Source organism: Paraburkholderia edwinii, from assembly GCF_019428685.1.
GTDB classification, from domain to species: Bacteria; Pseudomonadota; Gammaproteobacteria; order Burkholderiales; family Burkholderiaceae; genus Paraburkholderia; species Paraburkholderia edwinii.
This window is the reverse complement of sequence record NZ_CP080095.1, coordinates 2,703,596-2,728,015: the sequence shown is the minus strand read 5'-3', so window position 1 is coordinate 2,728,015 and position 24,420 is coordinate 2,703,596. Positions and strand designations below refer to the sequence as shown.

The 24,420-nt window shown below is 59.3% G+C and carries 23 protein-coding genes; 7 read left to right on the top strand and 16 right to left on the bottom strand.

From position 1 onward, the window contains the following. Nucleotides 1-11: 11 nt before the first annotated feature. From KZJ38_RS12055 to KZJ38_RS37130, 5 genes are all read right to left on the bottom strand, one after another. Nucleotides 12-461, bottom strand: coding sequence for a GNAT family N-acetyltransferase (locus KZJ38_RS12055; RefSeq protein ID WP_219796129.1), 450 nt, complete (start codon nt 459-461; stop codon nt 12-14). A 203-nt stretch (nt 462-664) separates the two neighbouring features. Continuing rightward, the gene (locus KZJ38_RS12050; protein WP_219796128.1) at nt 665-1,210 is read right to left on the bottom strand and encodes a carboxymuconolactone decarboxylase family protein; all 546 of its coding nucleotides are present in this window, start codon (nt 1,208-1,210) and stop codon (nt 665-667) included. 122 nt (nt 1,211-1,332) lie between these two features. Continuing rightward, nucleotides 1,333-1,968 carry a nitroreductase family protein gene (locus KZJ38_RS12045; RefSeq protein WP_219796127.1) on the bottom strand — a complete coding sequence of 212 codons (636 nt, stop codon included), beginning with the start codon at nt 1,966-1,968 and terminating at the stop codon, nt 1,333-1,335. A gap of 207 nt (nt 1,969-2,175) precedes the next feature. Continuing rightward, nucleotides 2,176-3,093, bottom strand: coding sequence for an NADP-dependent oxidoreductase (locus KZJ38_RS12040; RefSeq protein ID WP_219796126.1), 918 nt, complete (start codon nt 3,091-3,093; stop codon nt 2,176-2,178). Between the two features lie 165 nt (nt 3,094-3,258). After that, nucleotides 3,259-3,585, bottom strand: coding sequence for a DUF2818 family protein (locus KZJ38_RS37130; RefSeq protein WP_425518353.1), 327 nt, complete (start codon nt 3,583-3,585; stop codon nt 3,259-3,261). A 1,027-nt stretch (nt 3,586-4,612) separates the two neighbouring features. Between KZJ38_RS37130 and KZJ38_RS12030 the strand changes: the two genes are divergently transcribed. Both KZJ38_RS12030 and KZJ38_RS12025 read left to right on the top strand, forming a co-directional pair. After that, the gene (locus KZJ38_RS12030; protein ID WP_219796124.1) at nt 4,613-6,439 is read left to right on the top strand and encodes a flavin monoamine oxidase family protein; all 1,827 of its coding nucleotides are present in this window, start codon (nt 4,613-4,615) and stop codon (nt 6,437-6,439) included. Nucleotides 6,440-6,655: 216 nt separating this feature from the next. Next, entirely contained in the window at nt 6,656-7,090 is a 435-nt protein-coding gene (locus KZJ38_RS12025; protein ID WP_219796123.1) for a RidA family protein, read from the top strand. Nucleotides 7,091-7,216: 126 nt separating this feature from the next. Here the strand turns inward: KZJ38_RS12025 and KZJ38_RS12020 are convergent, their stop codons facing one another. From KZJ38_RS12020 to KZJ38_RS12000, 5 genes are all read right to left on the bottom strand, one after another. Beyond that, nucleotides 7,217-7,927: an SDR family NAD(P)-dependent oxidoreductase gene (locus KZJ38_RS12020; protein ID WP_219796122.1), complete on the bottom strand. Its 711-nt coding sequence runs from the start codon at nt 7,925-7,927 to the stop codon at nt 7,217-7,219. 303 nt (nt 7,928-8,230) lie between these two features. Beyond that, entirely contained in the window at nt 8,231-8,653 is a 423-nt protein-coding gene (locus KZJ38_RS12015; protein WP_219796121.1) for a c-type cytochrome, read from the bottom strand. A 10-nt stretch (nt 8,654-8,663) separates the two neighbouring features. Beyond that, entirely contained in the window at nt 8,664-9,263 is a 600-nt protein-coding gene (locus KZJ38_RS12010; RefSeq protein ID WP_219796120.1) for a DUF4439 domain-containing protein, read from the bottom strand. A gap of 383 nt (nt 9,264-9,646) precedes the next feature. Continuing rightward, nucleotides 9,647-11,152, bottom strand: a complete 1,506-nt coding sequence (locus tag KZJ38_RS12005) for an MFS transporter (protein WP_219796119.1) — start codon at nt 11,150-11,152, stop codon at nt 9,647-9,649. Nucleotides 11,153-11,235: 83 nt separating this feature from the next. Next, nucleotides 11,236-11,973, bottom strand: a complete 738-nt coding sequence (locus KZJ38_RS12000) for a response regulator transcription factor (RefSeq protein WP_219796118.1) — start codon at nt 11,971-11,973, stop codon at nt 11,236-11,238. A 397-nt stretch (nt 11,974-12,370) separates the two neighbouring features. Here KZJ38_RS12000 and KZJ38_RS11995 point away from each other — a divergent pair, with 397 nt between their 5' ends. Further along, on the top strand, nt 12,371-13,318 hold the full coding sequence (locus KZJ38_RS11995) for an AraC family transcriptional regulator (RefSeq protein WP_219796117.1): 948 nt from the start codon (nt 12,371-12,373) through the stop codon (nt 13,316-13,318). A gap of 22 nt (nt 13,319-13,340) precedes the next feature. Here the strand turns inward: KZJ38_RS11995 and KZJ38_RS11990 are convergent, their stop codons facing one another. From KZJ38_RS11990 to KZJ38_RS11975, 4 genes are all read right to left on the bottom strand, one after another. Beyond that, nucleotides 13,341-13,811 carry a pyridoxamine 5'-phosphate oxidase family protein gene (locus KZJ38_RS11990; RefSeq protein ID WP_219796116.1) on the bottom strand — a complete coding sequence of 157 codons (471 nt, stop codon included), beginning with the start codon at nt 13,809-13,811 and terminating at the stop codon, nt 13,341-13,343. Nucleotides 13,812-13,892: 81 nt separating this feature from the next. Next, nucleotides 13,893-14,591, bottom strand: coding sequence for a glutathione S-transferase N-terminal domain-containing protein (locus tag KZJ38_RS11985; protein WP_219796115.1), 699 nt, complete (start codon nt 14,589-14,591; stop codon nt 13,893-13,895). 137 nt (nt 14,592-14,728) lie between these two features. Continuing rightward, nucleotides 14,729-15,274, bottom strand: coding sequence for a carboxymuconolactone decarboxylase family protein (locus KZJ38_RS11980; RefSeq protein WP_219800279.1), 546 nt, complete (start codon nt 15,272-15,274; stop codon nt 14,729-14,731). Nucleotides 15,275-15,308: 34 nt separating this feature from the next. After that, nucleotides 15,309-15,944: a nitroreductase family protein gene (locus tag KZJ38_RS11975; protein WP_219796114.1), complete on the bottom strand. Its 636-nt coding sequence runs from the start codon at nt 15,942-15,944 to the stop codon at nt 15,309-15,311. A 798-nt stretch (nt 15,945-16,742) separates the two neighbouring features. Between KZJ38_RS11975 and KZJ38_RS11970 the strand changes: the two genes are divergently transcribed. From KZJ38_RS11970 to KZJ38_RS11960, 3 genes are all read left to right on the top strand, one after another. Next, complete coding sequence (locus KZJ38_RS11970) at nt 16,743-17,159, top strand: cupin domain-containing protein (RefSeq protein ID WP_219796113.1); 417 nt, start codon at nt 16,743-16,745, stop codon at nt 17,157-17,159. Nucleotides 17,160-17,229: 70 nt separating this feature from the next. Further along, on the top strand, nt 17,230-17,544 hold the full coding sequence (locus tag KZJ38_RS11965) for a cupin domain-containing protein (RefSeq protein WP_219796112.1): 315 nt from the start codon (nt 17,230-17,232) through the stop codon (nt 17,542-17,544). 99 nt (nt 17,545-17,643) lie between these two features. Next, on the top strand, nt 17,644-18,141 hold the full coding sequence (locus tag KZJ38_RS11960) for a YkgB family protein (protein ID WP_219796111.1): 498 nt from the start codon (nt 17,644-17,646) through the stop codon (nt 18,139-18,141). Between the two features lie 186 nt (nt 18,142-18,327). Here the strand turns inward: KZJ38_RS11960 and KZJ38_RS11955 are convergent, their stop codons facing one another. Both KZJ38_RS11955 and KZJ38_RS11950 read right to left on the bottom strand, forming a co-directional pair. Further along, a complete protein-coding gene (locus tag KZJ38_RS11955) occupies nt 18,328-20,556 on the bottom strand; it encodes an NADP-dependent isocitrate dehydrogenase (protein ID WP_219796110.1) in 2,229 nt (742 codons plus the stop codon). 243 nt (nt 20,557-20,799) lie between these two features. Next, entirely contained in the window at nt 20,800-21,843 is a 1,044-nt protein-coding gene (locus tag KZJ38_RS11950) for an acyltransferase family protein (protein ID WP_219796109.1), read from the bottom strand. A gap of 693 nt (nt 21,844-22,536) precedes the next feature. Between KZJ38_RS11950 and xsc the strand changes: the two genes are divergently transcribed. Continuing rightward, nucleotides 22,537-24,366, top strand: coding sequence for a sulfoacetaldehyde acetyltransferase (gene xsc / locus KZJ38_RS11945; RefSeq protein ID WP_219796108.1), 1,830 nt, complete (start codon nt 22,537-22,539; stop codon nt 24,364-24,366). Nucleotides 24,367-24,420 lie beyond the last annotated feature (54 nt).

The window sequence follows — 24,420 nt, the reverse complement described above, 5'->3', positions numbered from 1 at the left end:
GCATCAGCGTGTCAGGCAAAACGCTTTCGGTACTGGATAAAACCGGAGCGATCAGCGAGGCTGCCGTAAAGCTGCATGGCGGAATGGTTCGATTCGTGTGTCAACCAATGTACGCGAGACGCTCCACGACGTTGGGCATCGGCGTAGACGTGTTCGATCAGTGCGCGCCCGATGCCGCCGCCTCGCGCATCCGGCGAAACGAACAGGTCCTGCAGATAGCAGACGTCGCCCGCCGTCCAGGTCGACCGATGGTAAATCGAATGCGCTAATCCCAATGCCTGATCGCCCGCGAAGGCGAGCGTCGCATGCACGGGCTCGACCGGGTCAAGGAAGCGCGCCCAGGTCTTGAGCGTCACGGATTCGGGAATGTCCACTTTGTAGAATTGCTGATAGCCCTTCCACAGTGGAAGCCAAATATCGAAATCGTTGTTGTCAGGGGCTTTTATCTTGACTGATTGCATAGCACGCTCCTTAAAGAAGAGCCTGTCACGCTCGTCCCTCTCCTACCCTGTCCACGTTTTTTTATGCCACTGTCGTCGCATGCGAAAGCCCAGACGCACTCCCGACAATCATTCCCGGGTGGCATCTGGGCTTTCCGCATGACGCTCGCATCGTTTGAAACTCTCTGGAACCCTCTCTTGAGGTTTCAGCGACCGGATAGCGTTCAGATCGAACCGGCCGGCGCCACGGCGGGAAAGTCCTTCTCGGGATCGAACACGTTGTTGAAAAAGTTCGTCAGCGAGTACTGGGCCACCAGCGCGATGATCTCCATGACATTCGCATCGGTGTAGCCCGCATCGCGGACCGCCTTCAGATCGGCGTCACTGACCTTGCCGCGCGTCTCGATGACTTTGCGCGCAAACTGCACCGCGGCGTCGCGCTTTGGATCGGTGGCATGGCCCTTCCGCGCAAGAATGATTTCATCGGCCGGAAGACGGGCCATATGCTCGGCCGTAAAGCTGTGAACCGTCAGGCAGTAGTTGCAGCCGTTCACTTCCGAGACCGCGAGACCGATGCTGTCGCGCGTCTTCACGTCGAGCGCCTTGCTCAGGGAGCCGAGCAACGTGGCCCATGAGTTGAACGCGATCGGGCTCTGCGCGAATATCGCCATCATGGTCGGGGTGAACCCGATGTTTTTGGTGAACGCATCGAGCGTCGGCTTCGAATCGGCCGGCACTTGTTCCGGCGTTGGCGCTGCAGCTCTGGACATCGTATTCTCCGTAGATTACTGCTATTCGATGGCCGGGAGAGGTCCATATGGAAACCGTCCCTCGGCTTACTTCAAGACCTGGTCCTCGGTCGAAGCAGGTCAGGCCTTCCTTTGCGATGCGCCTATACGAGATCCAGCACATCGGCCACCGGACGGCGCGGCTTCTGCGCCCAATTCCCGGCACGTTCCGGTCCGACCGACAACAGCATGACCGGCACTTCGTCGTCAGCGAGTCCGAACTCGCGATGCACCGCATCGGCATCGAAGCCGATCATCGGCGTCGACCCCAGGCCTAACGAGCGGGCCGCATAGATCATCGCCGCCGCGCCGAAGGTCGCGCTACGAACTGCCTCGTCGCGCCGGCGCTGCGGGAACGCCATATACAGATCGCGCGCGGGGATTTCCCAATCCGGCACCATGCTTGCCGGCATCACGCCCGCTGCCACCAGCGGCGCCAGACGCTCGGGAATCACACTCGTCTCGACCAGCTGGCCACAGACGATGAACGTCACGGCCGCTTCGGTGGTCGCCGGCTGATCCCAGGCGATCGGCCGCAACCGCGCCTTGGCTTCACGCGAGCGCACGGCGATGAAACGCCAGTTCTGCAAGTGGAAGGAGGTCGGCGCGGTGGTGCCGATTCGCACCAGATCGCGGATGACTTCGTCGCTCAGGGTGGCGGAAGTGTCGTAGTACTTGGCGGCGGTCCGGCTCAAGATACATTCGATGACGCCATTGGTCAGGGTGGTCTCGCTTTTCATCTGGAATCCTCTGTATAGATAGATAAACGCTGGAGTGCTTTCGCTCTCTTTGTGTGAAATGCCTTGGGTCGAGCCCGTTCGGCACCTCATGCTCAGTGGCGCGGTTCATTCCCCGCGTTGCCTTGGCTCAACTGGCTGGACTGGCTCGACACGACGGCCGATGCGAACGGTCATGGCAGACCGCGCGCATCGATTGACGCGCGTCATTCACGGACGAACGCGAATGATCGTCTTGCCCTTGATCCGTGTGGTCGGGTTAAAAGCGGCTACGGCGTTGTCAAGCGTCGCAATGTTGGCGATGTTCGCGCGCAGCCTGCCGTCCCGCACCCGCTGGGCGATCTCACCCAGTTGGGCGCGATTGGGCACGACCACAAAGTCGATCGCCCGGCCCTCCGCGGGTCGCGCCTCGGGCGGCCCGGCGACGCATATCAGCGTTCCGCCAGCCCGAATCAGGCTCGCAGACCGCTTGCCGATTTCGCCGCCGATAACATCGAAAACCAGATGAACTCCGCCCACGTCTTCGAGCACGTCGTTCTCGAGATCGACGAATTCCTGCGCGCCGAACTCGATCGCCTTATCCCGGTCAGCCGCGCGACCTGTGCCGATGACATAGGCGCCACGCTCACGCGCGAGCTGGGACACCATCGAACCGACCGCGCCGGCGGCGCCATGCACGAGAACGCTCAGTCCCGCTTGCAGTTGACCGTGGTCAAACAGTCCCTGCCAGGCCGTCAAGCCCGGCATCGCCACGCCCGCGCCGACGCTGAAGTCGACATCGCCCGGCAGCGGCGCGAGGTTGCGCGCCTCGATCGCAACATACTCAGCCAGGGTGCCGCCACGATGGCTGTCGGCAAGGCCAAACACGCGCTGTCCGACCGACAGGCCCGTCGTGCCATAGCCGAGCGAATGGACCACGCCGGCCAGCTCCTGACCGGGAATGACCGGCGTTCGGTCACGGCCGAGGCGATCGGTCCAGGTTGACGGCCACGTTAGTTCACCGGAGGTAAATCCCGATGCGTAAACCTGAACCACCACGTCGAGCAGCGCCGCCTCCGGCTCGGGCCGCTCCGCCAGCGTCATCCCGGCCGTTCCGGCGCTCTGCTCCGTCACGACGATTGCCTTCATGATCATTTCCTCCTTGCTGATAGCGTTGCAGCGTTGGAATGCACATTCGACATCTCATGCAAAAGGACATGAGCAGCCTCAGGAAGGGACGGCGGCGCAACGCTTTTTCAGCGAGTTCGCTTCCCGGGTTGCACGATGAAGGGCATCGTGCCAAAGCGGCGATCGCTATAGACCTCGCGCTCCGGTTTTGAGGTCCGCCCGACGCCTATGCGCGCTGCACGCGCGCCCGGCAGCCGACAAGCGATCCGATGGCCGGATCTCACGCGCATGTCTGTCTCGTCGTCGACGACGGGAGCGTTTCACACCCCCATGCGACACGAGCCGGTAAGCGATAATGGCCAGAAACACATACATCAGGGCCGATTCCACTATCCAGATCAGAAGTCTCTTACCTGATCGAAGGGGTATATAGTCGAAAAACCTGTTTACGGCGAATGGAAGGCTGGCGAGAGAAATAGCCAATGCGAGGATAAACAGACCAGAAGTTGACATCATCGCCGATCGATTCAATAAGGGACGTCGCACTTCAACTCACAATGACGACATCAAGATAATCGAGAACGACCATGGGGCCGCGCCACATAGCGATTCGAATTTCTGAAGCGTCACCGAATCAACACTTCGCCCATAAACAACAGTCTTCGTTTCCGTCTCCGAATTAAATTAAACCTTGGAAGTCCAGTCAACGTTCCATAGGTATAGAAACGCAATACGTCAAATTTTTAAACGTGAGTTGCACTGCGGGCGCCGCGTGCAGCCTGATCTCGGTGCATACGGTGTCGCGTCCCAATTATTAGTCGAAGGTAACCTGACAAGTAAGCCGCCCAGTAAGTCGAAAACACGCCAGCTGAAAACGCTACGCGCATAGCACGGTATTCTTTCGTTTACGCGATAACGCGAAAACCGTGCTTATTTCATAACGGAAATGAGCTCTCGTTCGTTACCCAATTGCGCGCGTCTTCTGTTGACCCGCGTGTGGCAATGCGAATTTGGCGGCGCTTATTTCCGGGCTCAGAGCCACTATTCTTCGCCGGGTGTCGCGAGGGTCGCGTCGGAAGGAAGACTCGTCGACGCGATTCGATCTCTTTCGGGTCTGGAGCGCGCCGTCGTTCTGCTCCCACACCTTGAACGACTGAGCGTTCGTGATATCGCTTCGATTACAAATGAACCCATCGGGCGAGTATTAGGTGCAATGTCTGCGGCGCACTTGAAGGTCAGGCAACGCGTCATTTCCGAGTGGAGAGCAACGCGCTGCGCAGAGGATTCGTAGCGGCAAGCCACTTGCCTGCGGGAACGAGTCGATATTTTCGGCGAGATGAACGACCTTTAGACGCTTCATGGCGTCGACGACGAAAAAGCGACTCTCATGCATGTGTCATGCGCCTCTCATGAACGTGCGTCAACGCGACCAACGCTATGATCGATTTGAATCAGAAAGCGATGTGAAATGGAGCGATGACACGCGCCTGGCGGCGCTGAATCGCGTTCACCCGAAAACACCTCTCCGATGGAACTGCGCATGAAGAGCATCGTCACGCCTGGCACGTGGGGCGTCGGCTACCCGTATCCCGCCGACTTCAATTTTGACTTCTCGCGGCTGTTGAGCGACACGCAGGACGCCGGTATCGCGAAGAACATGCAACCCGGCTTGCGCGTCGCCATCGTCGGCGCGGGCATAGCCGGGCTCAGCGCTGCGCACGAGCTGTTCCGTTGCGGCGTGATGAATCTCGACATCTACGAGGCATCCGGGCATATCGGCGGACGGTTGCGCTCACAACCGGTCGAGGGACAGCACACCGTATTCGAGCTCGGTGCGATGCGCATTCCGATGTTCACACAACCGGCAGGCCCTGCCGCCGCCTTCGCGCAATACGCACAACGATTCGGACTGACCTCGCAGCCGTTTCCGACCGCCGACGCCGCGGACGTGTCGTTTGGCGTCTATTCAGAGCGCTCGTCGTCGTTCACCGTGAAGCCACGCGGCGGCATATTGCCGATCGCGCCTGAAGTCGAGGCCGTGCAACAAAAATGGCTGGCGTTCGCGTCGCGCTTCGTGACTGCCGCGCGGGCCTCGTTCGGCACACCTCGATGGCCTGCCTTATGGCAAGCAATCGAACAGCGCTACTGGCGCGACAGTTTCCGCAACGTCTTGCTGACGCCGGCGCACGTTGGAGACGATCGCGATGCGAACGGTGACTTCGGCGGCGCAGGCATGAATGAATACGAGCTTTGCGTGATCGAGCGATCAGGCGTCGGCGAGGGTCCGTGGGCGGCGTATCTCGACTTTTCGGCCATGCTCATCTTCCGAATGATTTTCTTCGGCTTCTTCGACAACCTGCGATTGATTCAAGGCCGCTTCGATGCCGACGGCGATTACGCGAGCGGCCCTCATGCCGGTGACCCGGCGCTCACCGATAGCCTCGGTCATCGGCTTGCCGCACCGCGATATCTTGGCGTGCAATCGATCGCCGAGGCTATGCTGTACTGTCCGGTTCAGAGCGCACATGTCGCGCCGATTTCCCTTTACGATGCTTTGCGCGACCACCGATACCGTGTCCGGCTCTACACACACAGTCCGGTTAACTCGATCGCCCGTATCAATGATGAAGTGCGTATCGAGTGTGCAACGCATCGAAGCGATTACGACGCGGTGTTAATCACCGCACCGATGGCCGGTAACCGTTGCGCGATCCGGATGAACGGCTTTACCGACGCCGAGTTGCCACCGGACGTCGTCGGCGGCGATCGCATGTCCGAATGGCTCGCCAGTTCAAAGGTGTTCGTCGCTTTGAAGGCGCGTTACTGGGAACAATCCGCGATTCCGCAGATGATCGCATCGGACAATTTTCTTGAGGCAACGTATGGTTACGCCGTAAGCACACGGCGCATTTCCGACCCGGGGGTGCTGCTGCTGAGCTACACGTGGGACAAGTTATCCGAGAGTCTGTTAAGCGAAGCCAATGACACTGGCCTCGTGTCGCGCTGCATCGCCACACTTGACGGCATGCTCAAGCAAAGCGGCATCGGCGGCAAGATATCCGATTACGTTGATGAAGCGCAATGCGCGGTGATCCACTGGAGCCGGCAACCGACCATACGCGGTGCGGCACGCGTGTATCGGGCCGGGATTGCGCAGCCGAACCAGGCCCTGCTCCGCTACAACGAGACGCATAGCGCGAAGTCGAGGCTTTATCTCGCCGGCGAAGCGTATGTCAGCGACGGAGGCTGGGTCGAATCCGCGATGCGCATGTCGCTCGATGCGGTGTTGCATCTGCTGCACAATCACGACGCTTCGTTCTCCGGTGCCTTCACATTCGAGTCCGCTTACCCGCGGCATAGTCCGTAACGCTCCCGGTCTTTTCCATAGCCATACGAAACATGGCGCTTGCGCCTTAAGACCAACGCCGCGCGCGGGCGCCATCTATACCCACGTATAGAAACCATCTACTACGAATTCGTGAATAAGGGTCCGTAAAATCTTAAAATTGATTGATCACGTCTCGCCGGTCTCTAACAGGAGCGAGTAACTCTATTCGCTTCGGAAGCCTGACAAGTAGAGAGCATGATCAAGCACAAAGTTACCTCCTCGAAGGATCGGCAACCTGTTTATAAAAAATGCGGTTGTTCCGCTGCGATCCGCGCGGGCGATCTGCTGTTTGTCTCCGCTCAGGTCGGCTGCCTCGCGGACGGCTCACCCGAGCCCAATTTCGCCAGACAGGTTCAACTCGCCTTCGATAATCTCGCTGCGGTACTCGAGGCCGCCGGTTGCACGCTCGACGATGTGGTTGACGTCACGATGTTCCATACCGATCTGGACGCGCAACTCGAGACCGTCCAGCCAATTCGCAAGACAGCGTTCGGCAACGAACATCTCTCGAACTGGACCGCGGTCGGCGTAACCGCCCTTTCCGGTTTCGACTTCGCAATCAAGGCCATCGCTCGCATTCCGGGATCGAACCTCGCGGCAGATTTCGATGGGCCTCGCTTCGGCGTTTAAGCCTCACACTGCGCGCTACATCGGCGTTCGGCATCCAGACGCCGCACAAGCTTGAAGTGCGCAGTGCAAAGCGCATCGAACGCGCGGCCGGTCGATTCGTTCGTCGCTATCTCCACGCCAACCTATTCAGTATCCCGCGCTCAGGCCACCGTCGACGTGCAGAATTTCTCCCGTAATGAACGGCGCGGCGTCGAGAAAGAGAATGGCGTCGGTGATATCGCTCATCTCACCCATATGTCCAATTGGGTGAAAGGCGCCCAGCGCTTCACGGATTTCCACGGCGTGCATCGGCGACTTGATGATCCCCGGTGCGACTGCATTCACACGTATCCGCCTCCTGGCGTACTCGATAGCCAACGCTTGAGTTGCAGCGTTAAGCCCACCTTTTGTCAGCGCCGCCAGAACAGAGTACAGCCCGGTGCGCGGGCCATCAACAATGCCGGCAGTCACGTTGACCACATGTCCGCCCGAGCTTTTTTCCATCTCCGCTATCGCGAACTGCGTAATGTGATAGAAGCCAGCCAGATTGACATTCGTCACCGCAGCATAGTCTTCTTCTGTGTGTTCGGTGAAAGGCTTGCCGATGTAAATGCCCGCGTTGTTCACGAGGGTATCGATCCGGCCGAATCGCGCGATGCCTTCGGAAATGACACGGCGTGCCGTATCCCGATCACCGATATCGCCGGCGATGGTCAGAATGTTCGGATCGGCCGTTGGCTTGATCGAACGTGCAGTCGCAACGACGCTATATTCGAGCTTGCGAAATGCCTTGACGACCTCTGCGCCGATGCCTTGCGAAGCACCGGTGACAACGACAACCTTGTGTGATGTGCCCATGTATTGAGTCGGGAAATGATCGTTCCGCTAGAGCCGCGATCGTGTTGAGGACTTCGATCGGCCTGCGTTGTACAACATGAAAACGTAGATCGATGTCGTAGCGACTGCGGATATTGTGGATGAGATACGATCGGCACATAAGTACCAAGAATTGTCGCTTTGAGTAGTGCATGCCGGTTTGTTCTCCGACACGTCGGCCTGCGTGTGTTTGGGAAAGCTGCTGCAACATCGGTCGCAGCAGTCCGATGCCAGCACGTCTACGGGCCGTGAGCCTGAGTAAGGCGCGCTGGCATCGCGTTATCCCTATTGCGGCTTGGCGGCTGTCGTCGGCACGAGCGTAGCCAGATACGCAATGATCTCGCGTCGCTCCACCGGATTATCGACCGACGCGAACATGATCGTACCGGGCGCGACCGCTTGCGGGTTCTGCAGCCACTTGTCGAGACGTTCCTTTGTCCAGACGCCGTGCAATTGCTTTATTGCAGGCGAATAGTCGAAACCCGGAACGCTCGCCACCTCCCGGCCGACCACTCCACGATGCATGGGCCCGATGCGGTTGGTGTCCACCGAGTGACAACCACTGCACTTCGCCTCGTAGAGGGATTTGCCGGCAGCGACATCATTATTTGTCTGCGCGAGCGCGAGATGGCTTATCGACGACAAGGCAGTCATTGCAAGCAACGCAGTTGAAATACGCAAGAGCGCCTTTGGCGGTGGGGAGCGCATGTCGATCACCCTAGCCGAAAATATAAGCGGTAGTCGGGATAGGCACACCGGCGGCATTATTGAGCGTCGTCCAGTGCACCGCCTCATCGGCTGAAAGTTGAGTGAACAGATGCACCAGATCGCGGTCCTGCAAAGCGCGAACCTGCAGCGCGTACGCATTGGCTGCACCTCGTTCCAGACGGGTAGCCAACACCACAACATCGCCTTCTGACTTTAGCGAGCTGAGATTCAACTCCTGTACATACTGCTCATCTGATTTCGGCTTCACAGGTTCGCCACCTGCTTTACTGATGAGGGACGCTAAAGAATCCCGATGCTGCTGATGATGTCCAAGGAAAATGAGCGCGACTTTCTTTGTATCGGGCGTGAGCAAGCCGCTCCCGCCGGCGAGCCGGTATACTGCGATCCCTTCGTGCTCGAGCGCAAGCGCGCCTTGCATAACCTTGACATCCTGCTCGGCAGCGGAGCCGCCATGCGAGGTTGCGGCAACGGCCTTCGAGGAAGCAATCGCCGCAGCGCCGAAGGCTGCCATCGTAAAGCCCGTATTTCGCAAGAAATTCCGACGCGGCTTGCCGTCCTTATCCGCAAATTTAGCTGAATCGAAGTTCATAAATAGTTCCTTTTGGTTTATCGGTTAAATGCGTATTTATTGCGTCCGCTGCCAGAGGATCGCTCTCGACCGATAAACACGGAGTGGTCAAAAGGCAAACCCGTCATAACGACTGGCATAAAGCGCTTTTCTTTCCACTGAAGAATCTCCTCGCGTTCCATTTGACTGCAACACGCTGCGCCGGGCAACCAGCGGCAGGTATTTATTGGATAAGCGTCGGTATATCGGGAAGCGTCGCGCGCGAGTTCAACGCTTCGCTTTGATTGATGACATGGAAATCGAGCCGAATTCTTCGATAATTCGGCGAAGGCATGCAGATGTATGAGACTGCAATTTCTCGTGAGTATTTTGCGTGGCCGACTTCCTGATTCAACGCCTGATTGCTAAGCCGCTTCTGATCCGCTTGCTTGGGTCTTGCCCGGCCCCAGCGTCATTGCAGCTGCAAAGGCGCCGCCGATCGAAGTCGCCGCGGCTACGACGAGGCTGATTTCATAGCCGGATTCGAAAGACGCGACGCCTGCGGCCAGCGCCACGCCGGCGAGTTGCGCAATCCGGCTCGCGGCATTGTTGATGCCCGAGGCAAGCCCCTCGTCCGACTCGTCGACGCTCGACAGAACCGACGCGGTGAGCGGTGCGACGATCACGGCAAAGGACAGGCCCAGCAATGCCATGGGTACGATCACGCCGAACAGCAGCGATTCCTTCTGACCGAGCGCCATCCACACATAGGCGAGCGCGGCACCGGCCGGTCCCACGATAAGCATCACGCGCGCACCGATCCTGTCCGCCAGCCCGCCAAAGACTCTCGACAGGAGCCCGACGCCAAGCGTGAAGGGCAGGAATACCAGACCGGCATCGGTCGACGACAAGGCGCGGCGATCAATGAGGTCGAAAGGGAGCAGGAAGAACATGATCGATATCCCTGCATAGATCATCAAGGTCGCAACGTTCAAGCCAAGGAACGCACGATGCCGCATCAAGCGAGGCGGCATCATCGGGTGTTTGCTTCTGCTTTCCCAGAATGCGTAAAGACCAAGCCCGACAATGCCAAGCCCTGCTACGATCATCAGCGTGGGGCCGGGATGGGACGGAGCATTCGCTGTTGCCCGAGCTTTATCGGGGCCGATCTGACTGAGCGCCCAGGCGAGCGCCCCTATGGCCAAAGCGAGGATCGCTGCGCCGATTACGTCGAACCTGCGCACGATGCGGCCATCTTTTGGCGCGAAGAGCAGCAACGCCCCGACGGCCACGAGTGCGAGCGCGGGGTTGATCCAGAATACGGACCGCCAACCGAAGGTCTCGGTGAGCCACCCGCCGAGGACCGGACCGCCGGCGGTGGTGAGTGCCGATGCCGCAGCCCATACGCCAATCGCCCGGTTGCGCTCCGTGCGCGGATAGGTCACCCCGATCAGCGCAAGGCTTGCGGGGGTGACAATCGCCGCGGCCGCCCCCTGCGCGACGCGGGCGACGATCAACCACGCAGGCGAAGGCGCGAGCGCGCAAGCAGCGGACACGATACCGAACAGCACGCATCCGATCATCAGCATGCGCGCCTTGCCGTAAACATCCGCGAGCGCGCCGCCGATCAACGTCAGCGAGGCGAGTGCCAGCATGTACCCATTAAGAATCCATTGCACGGAAGCGAGGTCCGCACCGAAATCTGCGCGCAATCGCGGCAACGCAACGGGCAGCGCTGTCGCATCAATGAACGCCATCGAGGACGCGAGCACACAGGCGGCAAGCACCATGCCGCGGTGCCGGGTCACGTCTTCCGGCCCGGGCTCCCGCGCGCACGGTTCTGCATCGATAACGCCATGGCCGCAAGGCTCGATAAACGGTGGCGCTTTAGGGCGACCCGCTTGCTGTCTCTCGTTTGCAGGTGTGTTCATTGCAATCCGCTCGCGTCCATTTCCCGATCTTAAGCGACGCTTTCCGAAGCGACAGACATCATCGGCATCGCGGATTCGCACCGCTATTCGTGCAAAACGCTCGAGATCGCCAATTCCGGCCGACAGGCAGCTTCGCTCGCGCCGCCCTCGCACAACGCGCGGATCTTCTGGCTGTCCAGTCCGGTAATCTGGCTTTCCATCTTGATCAGTTGCGCGAAGTTGCGAGCCTTCATTTTTTTCATCAGCGAACGACGTCCGATCTTGACGGTAAATTCGCTCAAACAAAGCCTCGATGCGATCTGCTTGTTCATCAGCCCGTCGCCCAGCAGTTGCAGAAGCGCACGCTCGCGGGCCGAAAGAGAACGATACCGCTCCTCCAGACTTTCGCGCAATTCCTCGATCGCTTGCATCTGCTCGTTGTATTTCAGCGCTGAGGAGACCGCGTCGAGCAGGTCCTGATCGCGAAACGGTTTGGACAGGAAATCCCTCGCGCCGGCTTTCATCGCCCTGACCGTCATGGCCACGTCGCCAAATGCCGACATGAAAATGATCGGCGGAACGCGCCTTCTTTCCGCGAGACGGCTTTGCAGATCAAGACCACCGATGCCGGGCATACGGATATCGACCAGCAGGCAGCTCGCGTGCGTGCCGGTGCAGGCCGCGTCATAGTCGAGGAATGCCTCGGCGGTTGCAAAAGCCCTCGAACGCAGGCCCACGGATGCCAGTAGTCCTTGTAGAGCTTCCCGAACTGAATCGTCATCGTCGACAACGAAAACCGTCGAAGCATGTTGAGCGCCTGATCCAATTGCAGATGCAGCCACGCTTGGCTCCTATGAAATGGTGTGCGGGATACCTCTGCGCACGGTGCTCTCGCCATGCTGGGCAGAGGGGTACGGATAAATAGCAAGTCTATAGGGCACTTCGAAGCTAAAAATCCGGAGTGAGTCGCTATTCGTCCATTTTTGAATGATGTCTTCTTTAAACATAGCAAATCTCTGACAGGGCTGATTAGAATGTCGCGCCAACGAGCTGCATGCCCGAGAGAGCGGCCGTAGACATAGGTTGAGTCTGCGTTGCCGCTGTTTATGCAAAAATGGATGAATCAGGAATGATGCAATCGATCAGATCGATGCCGCGTGGGCTTTGGAGTTCCCCAAAGAAACCCGGGTCAAACCACCTGGCGGCAACCGTTAAGCGGAGAAAATGCAGGACGTGGCAATGACGCGACTCCCCCGAATCTCGACGACCGACCTCGACAGCCTGCTTACGCGGCTGGACGTGAAATTTGTCGACCTCGCTGAATGCCACGTAAGTCCGGGTTGGCGCCTGTCGTTTGCGCCATCGAAAAAGCCTGCCCTGCATTACAACCTGGACGGCACCGGCGAACTGGTGGTCGGGGATAACGCGCCGATCCGCCTGTCGCCGCATATGCTGATCGTCGTGCCGGCTGAACGCCCGTTCCACATTACCGCGTTCGATCACGACAACCGCGTGCCGATGCAAAAGATGGTGGATCTGGAGGCCTGCGAACAGAGCGGCTCGCTGGTGCGTTTCGTGGCTGGCACGGAGAAGCCGGAAGTGATACTCGTGTGCGGCTATTTTCAGGCGACCTACGGCACCACGATCGAGTTGTTTTCGGGGCTGACGTCGCCGATCGTCGAACGTTTCGATGTCGAAGACAGGCTCGATCAAACGCTGAAGTCCGTGATCGACGAACTGGCGAAGCAGCAGGTGGGTGTTAGCGCGATGACAACGACCTTGCTCAAGCAGGTGCTTGTCATGCTGCTGCGCCGTTCGCTCACCTCGACGAGCGTATTGAGCGAGCGCTTCTCGATGCTAAGCGATCCTCAGATCGCACGCGCGTTCTCGGAGATGGTCAATCGGCCCGGCGCGCCGCATTCGATCCGCTCATTGGCGCAACTGTCCGGCCTTAACCGGTCGTCATTCATGCAGCGGTTTGCGGATCTGGTTGGCGAATCGCCGATCGCCGTATTGCGGCAATTGCGGATGCGACAGGCCGCGGCGACGCTCGCGTCGAACAGGGAACTTTCGATCGACCAGATCGCGCGAAACGTCGGCTACGCGAGCCGCAGCAGTTTCCTGCGCGCATTCAGGAAAGTCTACGGCATGGATCCTTCCGAATACGTGGATATCGAACGACCATAACGCACGCTTCGCGCCCCCTCACCTATTCCCCGACGGGCTTCACCGCGTACTTTTTATAGTATGTCATCCTGATTTCCTCCTGACTTCGAGGAGGATTGGCGAACACATGCGCCGGCGAGAGCAACGGGTTGATCGAAGTGGTGTCGATCCTGACTACGTGATCGACTGGATACTCCGGGCCGTTCGTCGCCCTAACCCAGTTGGCGATCGTGAGATATTCGTCGTCGCCTGGCGACAGTATCGACGCACTGCCCTTGAATCGATAGCCCCGCCGCTGGAAGATGTCGACTACATTGATTTCGATGGACGGATTGTGCGTCAGGTTCAGTATTGTCTTTGGCGATGCGATATCGGCGAAGAAGAGAATACCGTTCACCACCGTCAAGGACGCCTTCGGCGAGAGATTGGGCGTGCCGTCCTCGTTGACTGTCGCGACGAAAGACAGGATTGCCTGCTTGATGATCGCCTGCATGTCGGCGGTGATTTCAATCATGATTTCCTCGCTTTGTTACCGTGGAACGCGACCTTGGCGCACAGTGCCACCGATCACGACAAGCTTCGTGGCATGCGCTTGTCAGTCAGCCGCTGTCACGAGCAGTCCCCGCTGCACCGCCGGACGCTCGAGGCCGCAATCGAACCACCTGCGCACATGAAGAAAGCGGTCGAAACCAACCAGCTCTCTTGCTTCGTAAAAGCCGATCAGGTTACGCACCCACCCCAGCAATGAAATATCGGCAATGCTGTAGTCCGAGCCCATGACCCAACTGCGGTCCGCGAGCCGTTTGTCGAGCACATCGAGCAGCCGCGCCGATTCAGTCACGTACCGTGCAAGCGGGCGTTTGTCCAGATACGCCTTGCCGGCAAATTTATTGAAGAAGCCGACCTGGCCGAACATCGGCCCGACGCCGCCCATCTGCCACATCACCCACTGGATCGTTTCATACCGCGTGTGGGGATCCGTGGAGAGGAATTGACGCGACTTGTCGGCGAGATAGATCAGAATCGCTCCCGATTCAAACAGCCCCAGTGGCAAGCCGCTTGGCCCATTCGGATCGTAGATCGCCGGAATCTTGCCGTTCGGATTGAGCGCGAGGAAAGCCGGATCGTGGTGCTCGTTCGCTGTGATATCGACACGGTGCGGCTCATACGCGAGGCCGGTCTCCTCGAGCATGATGCCGACCTTCACGCCGTTCGGCGTCGGCAACGAAAAGAGCTGGATCCGATCGGCGTGCCGCGCGGGCCAGCGCGTGAAAATGGGATGATTGAGTGTCACTTTCCTACTCCTGCATTGATCGGCTCATACCTGGAACCCCGGCGCCTTTCCCGCGGCATCCGGGCTTCCGCATGACGCTCGCATCACTCGAAACTTGCTGGAACCCTCTCTTGAGGGTCCCAGAGACCGTATAGCGTTCAGATCGAACCGGCCGGCGCCACGGCGGGAAAGTCCTTCTCGGGATCGAACACGTTGTTGAAAAAGTTCGTCAGCGAGTACTGGGCCACCAGCGCGATGATCTCCATGACATTCGCATCGGTGTAGCCCGCATCGCGGACCGCCTTCAGATCGGCGTCACTGACCTTGCCGCGCGTCTCGATGACTTTGCGCGCAAACTGCACCGCGGCGTCGCGCTTTGGATCGGTGGCATGGCCCTTCCGCGCAAGAATGATTTCATCGGCCGGAAGACGGGCCATATGCTCGGCCGTAAAGCTGTGAACCGTCAGGCAGTAGTTGCAGCCGTTCACTTCCGAGACCGCGAGACCGATGCTGTCGCGCGTCTTCACGTCGAGCGCCTTGCTCAGGGAGCCGAGCAACGTGGCCCATGAGTTGAACGCGATCGGGCTCTGCGCGAATATCGCCATCATGGTCGGGGTGAACCCGATGTTTTTGGTGAACGCATCGAGCGTCGGCTTCGAATCGGCCGGCACTTGTTCCGGCGTGGGCAAGGTAATTCTCGGCATCATGATCTCCGTAGATGAATGCTTCACAAGAAAATTAAACGAGGTCCAGCACATCGGCCACCGGACGGCGCGGCTTCTGCGCCCAGTTCCCGGCACGTTCCGGTCCGACCGACAACAGCATGACCGGCACTTCGTCGTCAGCGAGTCCGAACTCGCGATGCACCGCATCGGCATCGAAGCCGATCATCGGCGTCGACCCCAGGCCTAGCGAGCGGGCCGCATAGATCATCGCGGCTGCGCCGAAGGTCGCGCTACGAACTGCCTCGTCGCGCCGGCGCTGCGGGTACGCCATATACAGATTGCGTGCGGGGATTTCCCATTCCGGCACCATGCTTGCCGGCATGACGCCCGCTTTGACCAGCGGCGCCAGACGCTCCGGGATGACGCTCGTATCGACTAACTGGCCACAGACGATAAAAGTCACCGCCGCATCGGTAATCGCAGGCTGGTTCCACGCAATCGGCTTGAGCCGTGCTTTGGCTTCAGGTGTGCGTACCGCGATGAAGCGCCAGTTTTGCAAGTGGAAGGACGTCGGCGCCGAAGTGCCGATTTGCACGAGATCGCGGATTACATCGTCGCTCAAGGTGGCAGAGGCGTCGTAGTACTTGGCGGCGCTGCGGCTCAGCATCGATTCGATGACCGCGTTGGTCGTGGTGATTTCGTTTGTCATGAGCGTTCCTATGTGCAGGTGATGGATTCACGTTGAGCAGCGCTATATGCGCCCGGCAAGCCGGCTTATCCGCCCCGCAGGCATTCGACATCGTCGCGGGTGGTGGATCCGACAGCAGGACTACCGTTACCGCTCGTGGTGCGAACCCTCATCAGGTAGTTGTGAGCCTCTACTTTAGGCGGCCGCGATAGCCTTTTCGAGACTGGATTCGCTCAAGAAAAAGCGAAAAAGGATCAAAACAGCCTGGACGATCCGTCCGTCTATCGACGGCCTGGACCTGCAGAGGTCGCCTCGTCGGGAGCGAGACTCATGTGTTGCAGGCCGGACCGCGCGTTGTGGCTCGCTCGAGCGAAGAAGGCGCCGCCCAGCACGCGTCTCCTTTAACGCACCATCGAAGCTTCACGACAAAGGGATGCGATTATCTGCATCCCTTATTGACTATGGTGTGCCGATGATTCAAGAATTAAAACGGCCGTGTAGGTACAGCGTGTGCACAGTTCGTGGCACATCTGTCCAGGTCGGATCTGCGAATCATCTTTGCTCGCATCGCTCGTCGCAATTCTAAGGTCCAAGCCGTATTGCCGTCGCCCATACCAGCGTATAGCAACTATGTACTCATGATGCCGTGAATAAAGGTCGACGTGATCTTAAAATGGATGAAGAACGCGATACGTTGCGCCTGTTATCTCGATTGCCGTCCTCACTATTAAACGTGACCTTCGATTTTATTATTTGCGCCCAGGCATAAAAAGCAACGATACGAGGGTCTTAAACACGGTTCTAAAGGAGAGCATGTTCATGAAGATTCGATCCTGGATGGGTGCTTCGTTTGCGGCCCTGGCGCTTCTTGCAGCGTGGCCGGCTGCGGCACATGGCTCCGGCGAAAAGGTCATGCCAACCTTTGATCACCCTATTTCCAACATTCCCGGCAAGTCGTTGATCGCCGTAGTCGTGGACTATGCCCCGGGCGGAGCGTCGCCGTCGCACGAGCATGCGAAGTCGGCCTTCATCTATGCCTACGTCGTCTCGGGCGCTATCGAGTCGCAGGTGAACGACGGCCCGAAGCGGGTCTATCACGCAGGCGAAAGCTTCTTCGAGGAACCCGGCGGAGTGCACCGTGTTAGCCGCAATGCGAGCCGCACAAAACCCGCGAAGCTGCTCGCGGTGTTCGTAGTGGATACCGACGACAAGGCGCTGACCACCCCGCTTAAGTAATACCGGGTAGCCCTTCCATCGATACCGCACAATCCGAAAACTTCGACCCACTCCTGAAGGCTGGCAACGGATGAAATTGTTTTTCCCCTGCATTCCCGGCAAGTCGTTGACTGTGGTGGTCGCTGACTATGCCCCCGGCGGAGATGCTCTGTCGCAGGAGGATGCAAAGTCAGTCTTCATCTTTGGCTACGTCGTCTCAGGCGCTATCGAGTCGCAAGTGAGCGACGGCCCGAAGCGGGTCTATCACACCGGGGAATGCTTTTATGGGGAACCTGGTGCCCTGCACCGTGTTAGCCGCAATGCGAGCAAGACGAAATCCGCGAAGCTGCTGACGGTGCTGATGGTCGATAACGACGACAAGGCGCTGAGCGTCGGAGTGAAGTAATCCGGTGCGTCAGGCACGCAAACAGATGACGCGCTTCCAGCGCATCAGATCGTTGCCTGACGGCAAGCATATACAACTGACTTGAAAGAGAGACCGCAAATGACCCATGGTGAAAATCAACTTCGTCTACAAATCGCTGAAAAGAGCGTTGGATCCCTATCTGTATTTGTTCTGCTCAGGTGGGCGCTTGTCGTCGTCTTTCTCTGGTTCGGCGGCATGAAATTCACGATGTACGAAGCAAACGGGATCGCTCCGTTCATCGCGCATAGTCCCTTTATGAGTTGGCTGCACACGGTGTTCGGTGTCAGAGGGGCGAGCGAGGTCATTGGCGTGCTGGAGTTATCGACCGCTGCTGCGCTCATCATTGGCGCGTTCAAGCCGTTCTTCTCCGCGTTGGGGGCAGCGATGTCCGCAATGACGTACCTCATTACGCTCACCTTCTTTTTGAGCACACCCGGTGTAGCAGAACCGACTGCGGGCGGTTTTCCGGCAATTTCCGCTGCGCCTGGCCAGTTTCTGCTTAAGGATCTCGTCTTGCTCGCTGCGTCGCTGTGTCTGCTCCGCGCATCCGTGCGGAGACCGGGGCTCAAAGACTGAAAGTCTGCAGGGGTGAAAGCTGCATGGTCGCCAAACCATCATCAGCGTTACGTGGAAGTCGTCGCCTTACGCTGAGACAGTAAAGAAGAGGCGGTTGGCGGGAGAGGAGCGAATCGGCAACCCGTCGCGCGGATTGGATTGCCGGAGAATTCAGGAGGCGGCTTCGATAGCCGCCTCCATGTTGCATTACGCGATGGCGTCGATCACGCGATTCATCGTCGAGCTCGGCCGCATGGCCTTGCCCGCGAGGTCGGTGTTCGGGCGATAGTAACCGCCGATATTCACGGGCTTACCTTGCGCGGCCGCCAGTTCTTCGACGATGCGCGCCTCATTCTCGGCCAGCGCCGCAGCGACGCCCTTGAATTGCGCGCTCAGTTCGGCGTCGTCGGTCTGCTTCGCCAGCGCCTCGGCCCAATACAGGCTCAGATAGAAATGGCTGCCGCGATTGTCGATTCCGCCGACCTTGCGCGCCGGCGACCGGTTCAGGTCGAGCAGCTTGCCCGTCGCTTCATCGAGCGTAGTGGCCAGCACCTTGGCCTTCGCATTGCCGTATGCGGCGCCCAGATGCTCGAGCGACGCCGCCAGCGCGAGAAACTCGCCAAGCGAATCCCAGCGCAGGAAACCTTCCTGCACCAGCTGCTGGACATGCTTCGGCGCCGAGCCACCCGCGCCGGTTTCGAACATGCCGCCACCGGCCATCAGCGGCACGATCGACAGCATCTTCGCGCTGGTGCCGAGTTCCATGATCGGGAACAGATCCGTCAGGTAATCGCGCAGCACGTTGCCGGTCACCGAAATCGTGTCCTTGCCCGCGCGAATACGCTCAAGCGAGAAACGCGTCGCGTCGACCGGCGCCAGCACACGGATATCGAGGCCGCTCACGTCGTGCTGCTGGAGGTAGTTCTCGACCTTTTTGATCAGCTGCGCATCGTGCGCGCGGTTAGCGTCCAGCCAGAACACCGCCGGCGTGTGCGAAGCACGCGCGCGATTGACCGCGAGCTTGACCCAGTCCTGCACGGCCGCATCCTTGGTCTGGCACAAACGCCAGATGTCGCCGGTTTGAACGGTGTGCTCGAGCAGCACCTTGCCGGCCGCGTCGGTCACGCGCACCACACCGTCGGCCGCGATCTGGAAAGTCTTGTCGTGTGAACCGTACTCTTCGGCCGCCTGCGCCATCAGGCCGACGTTCGGCACGCTGCCCATCGTGATCGGGTCGAACGGGCCATGCTGCTTGCAGTCTTCGATCGTCGCCTGGTAGACGCCGGCATAGCAGCGGTCCGGAATGACCGCCTTCGCGTCGTACAGCGCGCCGTCCACGCCCCACATCTTGCCCGACTCGCGAATCATCGCAGGCATCGACGCGTCGATAATCACATCGCTCGGCACGTGCAGATTGGTAATGCCCTTGTCCGAATTGACCATCGCGAGGCTCGGGCGCTGTGCGTATTGCGCAGCGATATCCGCTTCGATCGCGTCGCGCACGCTCGCTGGCAGATCGCCGAGCCGTGCGTACAGATCGCCAATGCCGTTGTTCGGATTGAAGCCCGCCGCAGCCAGCGTATCCGCGTGTTTAGCCAGCACATCCTTGTAGAAAGCCGACACGACCTCGCCGAACAGAATCGGGTCCGAGACCTTCATCATGGTCGCTTTCAGGTGCACGGAGAACAGCACGCCCTTTTCCTTCGCATCGGCGATCTGCGCTTCGAGGAACGTGCGCAGTGCCTTGCGACTCATCACGGACGCGTCGATGATCTCGCCCGCGCGCACCGCCACCTTCTCTTTCAGCACCGTCTTCGCGCCGTCGGCCGCCGTCAGTTCGATGCGAACGCTGCCCGCCTCGCCGATCAGCGCCGACTTCTCGCTGCCGTAAAAATCGCCGTGGCTCATGCTCGACACGTGCGTCTTCGATTCCGCGCTCCACGCGCCCATCTTGTGCGGATGCTTGCGCGCATAGTTCTTCACCGACAGCGGCGCGCGGCGATCCGAATTGCCCTCGCGCAAGACCGGATTCACGGCGCTGCCCTTGATCTTGTCGTAACGCGCCTTGACGTCTTTTTCGGCGTCGGTTTTAGCCTGGTCGGGATACGACGGCAGCTTGTATCCGAGATCGCGCAGTTCAGTGATCGCGTCTTTCAACTGCGGCACAGATGCGCTGATATTCGGCAGCTTGATGATGTTCGCTTCGGGACGCGTGGTGAGCTCGCCGAGTTCCGCGAGATCGTCGGAACCCTTCTGCTCAGCTTTCAGAACGTCAGGAAATGCAGCGATGATGCGGCCCGCGAGCGAGATGTCACGGGTTTCGACCGTGATGCCCGACGATCGCGTAAAAGCTTTGACGATCGGTAGCAGCGAGTATGTGGCAAGCGCGGGAGCTTCATCGGTGAGGGTGTAGATAATCTTCGGCGGCGTGGACATATCTGATTCAGCGTTTACACAAAAGGTCAAACCGGCGATATTAGTTCATATGGCTGGACCTTGCAGCGTTATCTCGCCCGCGAGCCGCATTTCTATCCCGTTGAGGCGAATCCCGCCCCGGCTTTCCGCCCGTTCCTTTCATTTGACGCGAATTTGACGCAATAATCGCAGCAATCGCGCGTGCAAATATTGCCGATTTTTGTCCCCCTCGCCTGACCCCGGCCTGATCCCACGCTGACCCGCCTAAACCAGTTCTTTGGTCACGACCGCCGGCTTTACCGGCGAAAGCTTGACGCCCTTGGCAAGCCGATGCGACGGCGCCTCGATCAGCAGATAAAAAATGTACGCGTACACGAGCGTCAATATCGCCGTAAACAGCCATCCCGAACGCGTGTATTCATCGACCGCGGGCACGTAACGCTTCACGCCTTCGAGGACGCTCGGGTGGACCAGATACAACGAATAACTGAACGCACCGGCCGCCGCGAGCACCGGAGACGCCGCCCGGTCCTTGTGATACGCGATCTCCGCGCGAATCCAGAAATACGCCACGCCGCCGACGTACATCATGCTCACGACCTTCGAAACGCCCACATGGAACAGCAGGAACTCGCTGACCCACATCGTGAGCCAAGCGGCCATGCGCCACGACCATATCGTCCAGGCGCTTTCCAACGGTTTTAGCGCGTGTGCCTTTTCAGCGAGGATGCACCCGCTGATCCAGACGGGAAACAGGATCAGCGCGGTCGCGACCGGACCGATATCGGACCATTCGGGTGCCCGGTGATAAACATCGGATAGCACGATGCTCGTCGCTATCGTGACGCCCATCACGGGCCACCAGCCCACCTTGAAGCGAATCGCGCGAAGCACCGGATAAACCGCGTAGTAGATCTCCTCGCAGACAAGGCTCCACAGCATGCTCTTCCACAAGATCGAATCGCTGCCGAGGATATGCATCTCCGGGAACAGATGCGACATCAGCAACACGGTCACCACGACCGGCGCAAGCACGCGGATATAGCGCCGCAGGTAGAACCTCAGGATGGGAATCTTGCCGGGCCGCCTGAACGGCGTGTGGATGCAAAAACCCGATATCACGAAAAACGCCATGACCGCCGGCAGGCCCCATATCAACGTATGCGTGAATCGATCGAGCGAATGAATGGCGCCGGTCGCGCCGATCGCCTGCTTGCCGAAAATGGGGAAATGGCCGAGGTGCCCTATCGCCACCCACGCGGCGAGAATAAAGCGCAATGCATCGATTATTTCGTATCGGTTTCTCATGCCAGTTCCCAAGTTATTCAGTTCTTGGCACTACTGATGTGGCAAATCAATCTTCAGACTAATCATTCAACCCTCGATTAGCAGCAGTCGATTCTGGTCACACGGCGATTCGACCTCAGTGTGGCGGTTGCGCTGGAAAGCAAGGCTAGTGCATAAACACATGCGTGGCGCGAGGGCTGACGAAGCAAAGCGTCCCAGCGCGAAGCGCACTCGTTAAATCGCCACCCAAACACTACGAAATCTTCCTGTTCAAAAAAAGCAAATTAAATGTCTTGCCGAATTTAATCGTTAGTTATCCCATGCGAATATCCGAATTGAATATGAACCAGCACTGACGGATTGGCCGCTTTAAAGAGGGACTTAAAGCTTTCATGGCGGAACCCTAATCCCAAGGTGCATACCAGGTAACCCGGATTTTTGTCAGGCGTTTACCGCGTTCCGATTTGTCGCGGATGGCAAGGGCTGACGATCGGCGCGGCGAGGGTCACTACCGCGCGACGGGGTTGCGCCACGAAAGTGCCGGCCGCACGGCCGCCACCCTCTTGTCCACGACCATCCATCAAATTTTTAGAGACAATACGTACCGTTTATTTGTCGAAACAGGTTGACGACGAACTATCGATGACCTACATTCGTCTCATGCACAAATATTCAGGAACATTTCGTTCCGTTTAATGTAAGTACGGAGACACCATGAGCGAGCACGATCAGGCGCATTCGAACCCCAGCACGGCCACCGTCACCGGTCCGCAGGCCATGACGCCTTCCGAGGCGTTCGTCGAAACCCTCGCCGCCAACGGCGTGACAGACATGTTCGGCATCATGGGCTCCGCGTTTATGGACGCGATGGACATCTTCGCGCCGGCCGGTATTCGCCTCATTCCCGTGGTCCACGAACAGGGCGCGGGCCATATGGCCGACGGCTATGCGCGCGTCTCGGGGCGCCACGGTGTGGTCATCGGCCAGAACGGCCCCGGCATCAGCAATTGCGTCACCGCGATCGCGGCGGCCTACTGGGCGCATAGCCCCGTCGTCGTCGTGACGCCCGAAGCGGGCACGATGGGCATCGGCCTCGGCGGCTTCCAGGAAGCGAAGCAGTTGCCGATGTTCCAGGAGTTCACCAAGTACCAGGGGCACGTTACGCACCCCGCGCGCATGGCCGAGTTCACGGCCCGCTGCTTCGACCGCGCGATGTCCGAGATGGGCCCGACGCAGCTCAACATTCCGCGCGACTACTTCTACGGCCAGATCAAGGCTGAGATTCCGCAGCCGCAGCGGCTCGACCGCGGCGCCGGCGGCGATCAGCGCCTTAACGAAGCGGCCGATCTGATCGCGCAGGCGAAATTCCCCGTCATCATCTCGGGCGGCGGTGTGGTCATGGCCGATGCCATCGACGAATGCAAGGCGCTGGCCGAGCGGCTCGGCGCGCCGGTCGTCAACAGCTATCTGCACAACGACTCGTTCCCGGCACGTCATCCGTTGTGGTGCGGACCGCTCGGCTACCAGGGCTCGAAGGCGGCCATGAAGCTGCTTGCGCAGGCCGATCTCGTGATCGCACTCGGCTCGCGCTTGGGGCCGTTCGGCACGCTGCCGCAGCACGGCCTCGAATACTGGCCGCAGAACGCGAAAATCATCCAGATCGACGCCGATCACAAGATGCTCGGCCTCGTCAAAAAGATTTCGGTCGGCATTTGCGGCGACGCGAAGGCCACCGCCATTGCCCTGACCGAGCGCCTGAAGGGCCGCACGCTTACCAGCGATGCGACGCGCGAAGCGCGTGCGAGCCAGATCGCCGCCGAAAAGGCCGCGTGGGAAAAAGAACTCGACGAATGGACGCACGAACGCGACCCGTTCAGCCTCGACATGATCGAGGAACAGAAAAACGAACGCACGCCGACCGGCGGCCAGTATCTGCATCCGCGCCAGGTGCTGCGCGAGCTCGAAAAAGCCATGCCGGAAGACGTGATGGTGTCCACCGACATCGGCAACATCAATTCGATCGCCAACAGCTACCTGCGCTTTAACCGGCCGCGCAGCTTCTTCGCCGCGATGAGCTGGGGCAACTGCGGCTACGCGTTCCCGACCATCATCGGCGCGAAGGTCGCCGCGCCGCACCGGCCGGCCGTGTCCTATGCGGGCGACGGCGCATGGGGCATGAGCCTGATGGAGACCCTCACCTGCGTGCGCCACAACATCCCTGTCACCGCGGTCGTGTTCCATAACCGCCAGTGGGGTGCGGAAAAGAAGAACCAGGTCGACTTCTACAACCGGCGTTTCGTGGCCGGCGAACTCGATAGCCCGAGCTTTGCGGGCATCGCGAAGGCGATGGGCGCCGAAGGCATCGTCGTCGACAGGCTCGAAGACGTCGGCCCCGCGCTGAAGAAAGCGATCGACATGCAGATGAATCACGGCAAAACCACGATCGTCGAAATCATGTGCACGCGTGAACTCGGCGATCCGTTCCGCCGCGATGCGCTCTCGAAGCCCGTGCGCCTGCTCGACAAGTACAAGGACTACGTCTAAGTCCGCGTCTGAGTGGGATGAGCGCGGCATTTCCGGCCGCGCGCGGATCAACAC

Coding starts and splice junctions, on each gene's coding strand:
- KZJ38_RS12055 (WP_219796129.1), bottom strand. CDS start 461: ATGCAATCAGTCAAGATAAAAGCCCCTGACAACAACGATTTCGATATT.
- KZJ38_RS12050 (WP_219796128.1), bottom strand. CDS start 1,210: ATGTCCAGAGCTGCAGCGCCAACGCCGGAACAAGTGCCGGCCGATTCG.
- KZJ38_RS12045 (WP_219796127.1), bottom strand. CDS start 1,968: ATGAAAAGCGAGACCACCCTGACCAATGGCGTCATCGAATGTATCTTG.
- KZJ38_RS12040 (WP_219796126.1), bottom strand. CDS start 3,093: ATGAAGGCAATCGTCGTGACGGAGCAGAGCGCCGGAACGGCCGGGATG.
- KZJ38_RS37130 (WP_425518353.1), bottom strand. CDS start 3,585: ATGTCAACTTCTGGTCTGTTTATCCTCGCATTGGCTATTTCTCTCGCC.
- KZJ38_RS12030 (WP_219796124.1), top strand. CDS start 4,613: ATGAAGAGCATCGTCACGCCTGGCACGTGGGGCGTCGGCTACCCGTAT.
- KZJ38_RS12025 (WP_219796123.1), top strand. CDS start 6,656: ATGATCAAGCACAAAGTTACCTCCTCGAAGGATCGGCAACCTGTTTAT.
- KZJ38_RS12020 (WP_219796122.1), bottom strand. CDS start 7,927: ATGGGCACATCACACAAGGTTGTCGTTGTCACCGGTGCTTCGCAAGGC.
- KZJ38_RS12015 (WP_219796121.1), bottom strand. CDS start 8,653: ATGCGCTCCCCACCGCCAAAGGCGCTCTTGCGTATTTCAACTGCGTTG.
- KZJ38_RS12010 (WP_219796120.1), bottom strand. CDS start 9,263: ATGAACTTCGATTCAGCTAAATTTGCGGATAAGGACGGCAAGCCGCGT.
- KZJ38_RS12005 (WP_219796119.1), bottom strand. CDS start 11,152: ATGAACACACCTGCAAACGAGAGACAGCAAGCGGGTCGCCCTAAAGCG.
- KZJ38_RS11995 (WP_219796117.1), top strand. CDS start 12,371: ATGACGCGACTCCCCCGAATCTCGACGACCGACCTCGACAGCCTGCTT.
- KZJ38_RS11990 (WP_219796116.1), bottom strand. CDS start 13,811: ATGATTGAAATCACCGCCGACATGCAGGCGATCATCAAGCAGGCAATC.
- KZJ38_RS11980 (WP_219800279.1), bottom strand. CDS start 15,274: ATGCCGAGAATTACCTTGCCCACGCCGGAACAAGTGCCGGCCGATTCG.
- KZJ38_RS11975 (WP_219796114.1), bottom strand. CDS start 15,944: ATGACAAACGAAATCACCACGACCAACGCGGTCATCGAATCGATGCTG.
- KZJ38_RS11970 (WP_219796113.1), top strand. CDS start 16,743: ATGAAGATTCGATCCTGGATGGGTGCTTCGTTTGCGGCCCTGGCGCTT.
- KZJ38_RS11965 (WP_219796112.1), top strand. CDS start 17,230: ATGAAATTGTTTTTCCCCTGCATTCCCGGCAAGTCGTTGACTGTGGTG.
- KZJ38_RS11960 (WP_219796111.1), top strand. CDS start 17,644: ATGACCCATGGTGAAAATCAACTTCGTCTACAAATCGCTGAAAAGAGC.
- KZJ38_RS11955 (WP_219796110.1), bottom strand. CDS start 20,556: ATGTCCACGCCGCCGAAGATTATCTACACCCTCACCGATGAAGCTCCC.
- KZJ38_RS11950 (WP_219796109.1), bottom strand. CDS start 21,843: ATGAGAAACCGATACGAAATAATCGATGCATTGCGCTTTATTCTCGCC.
- xsc (WP_219796108.1), top strand. CDS start 22,537: ATGAGCGAGCACGATCAGGCGCATTCGAACCCCAGCACGGCCACCGTC.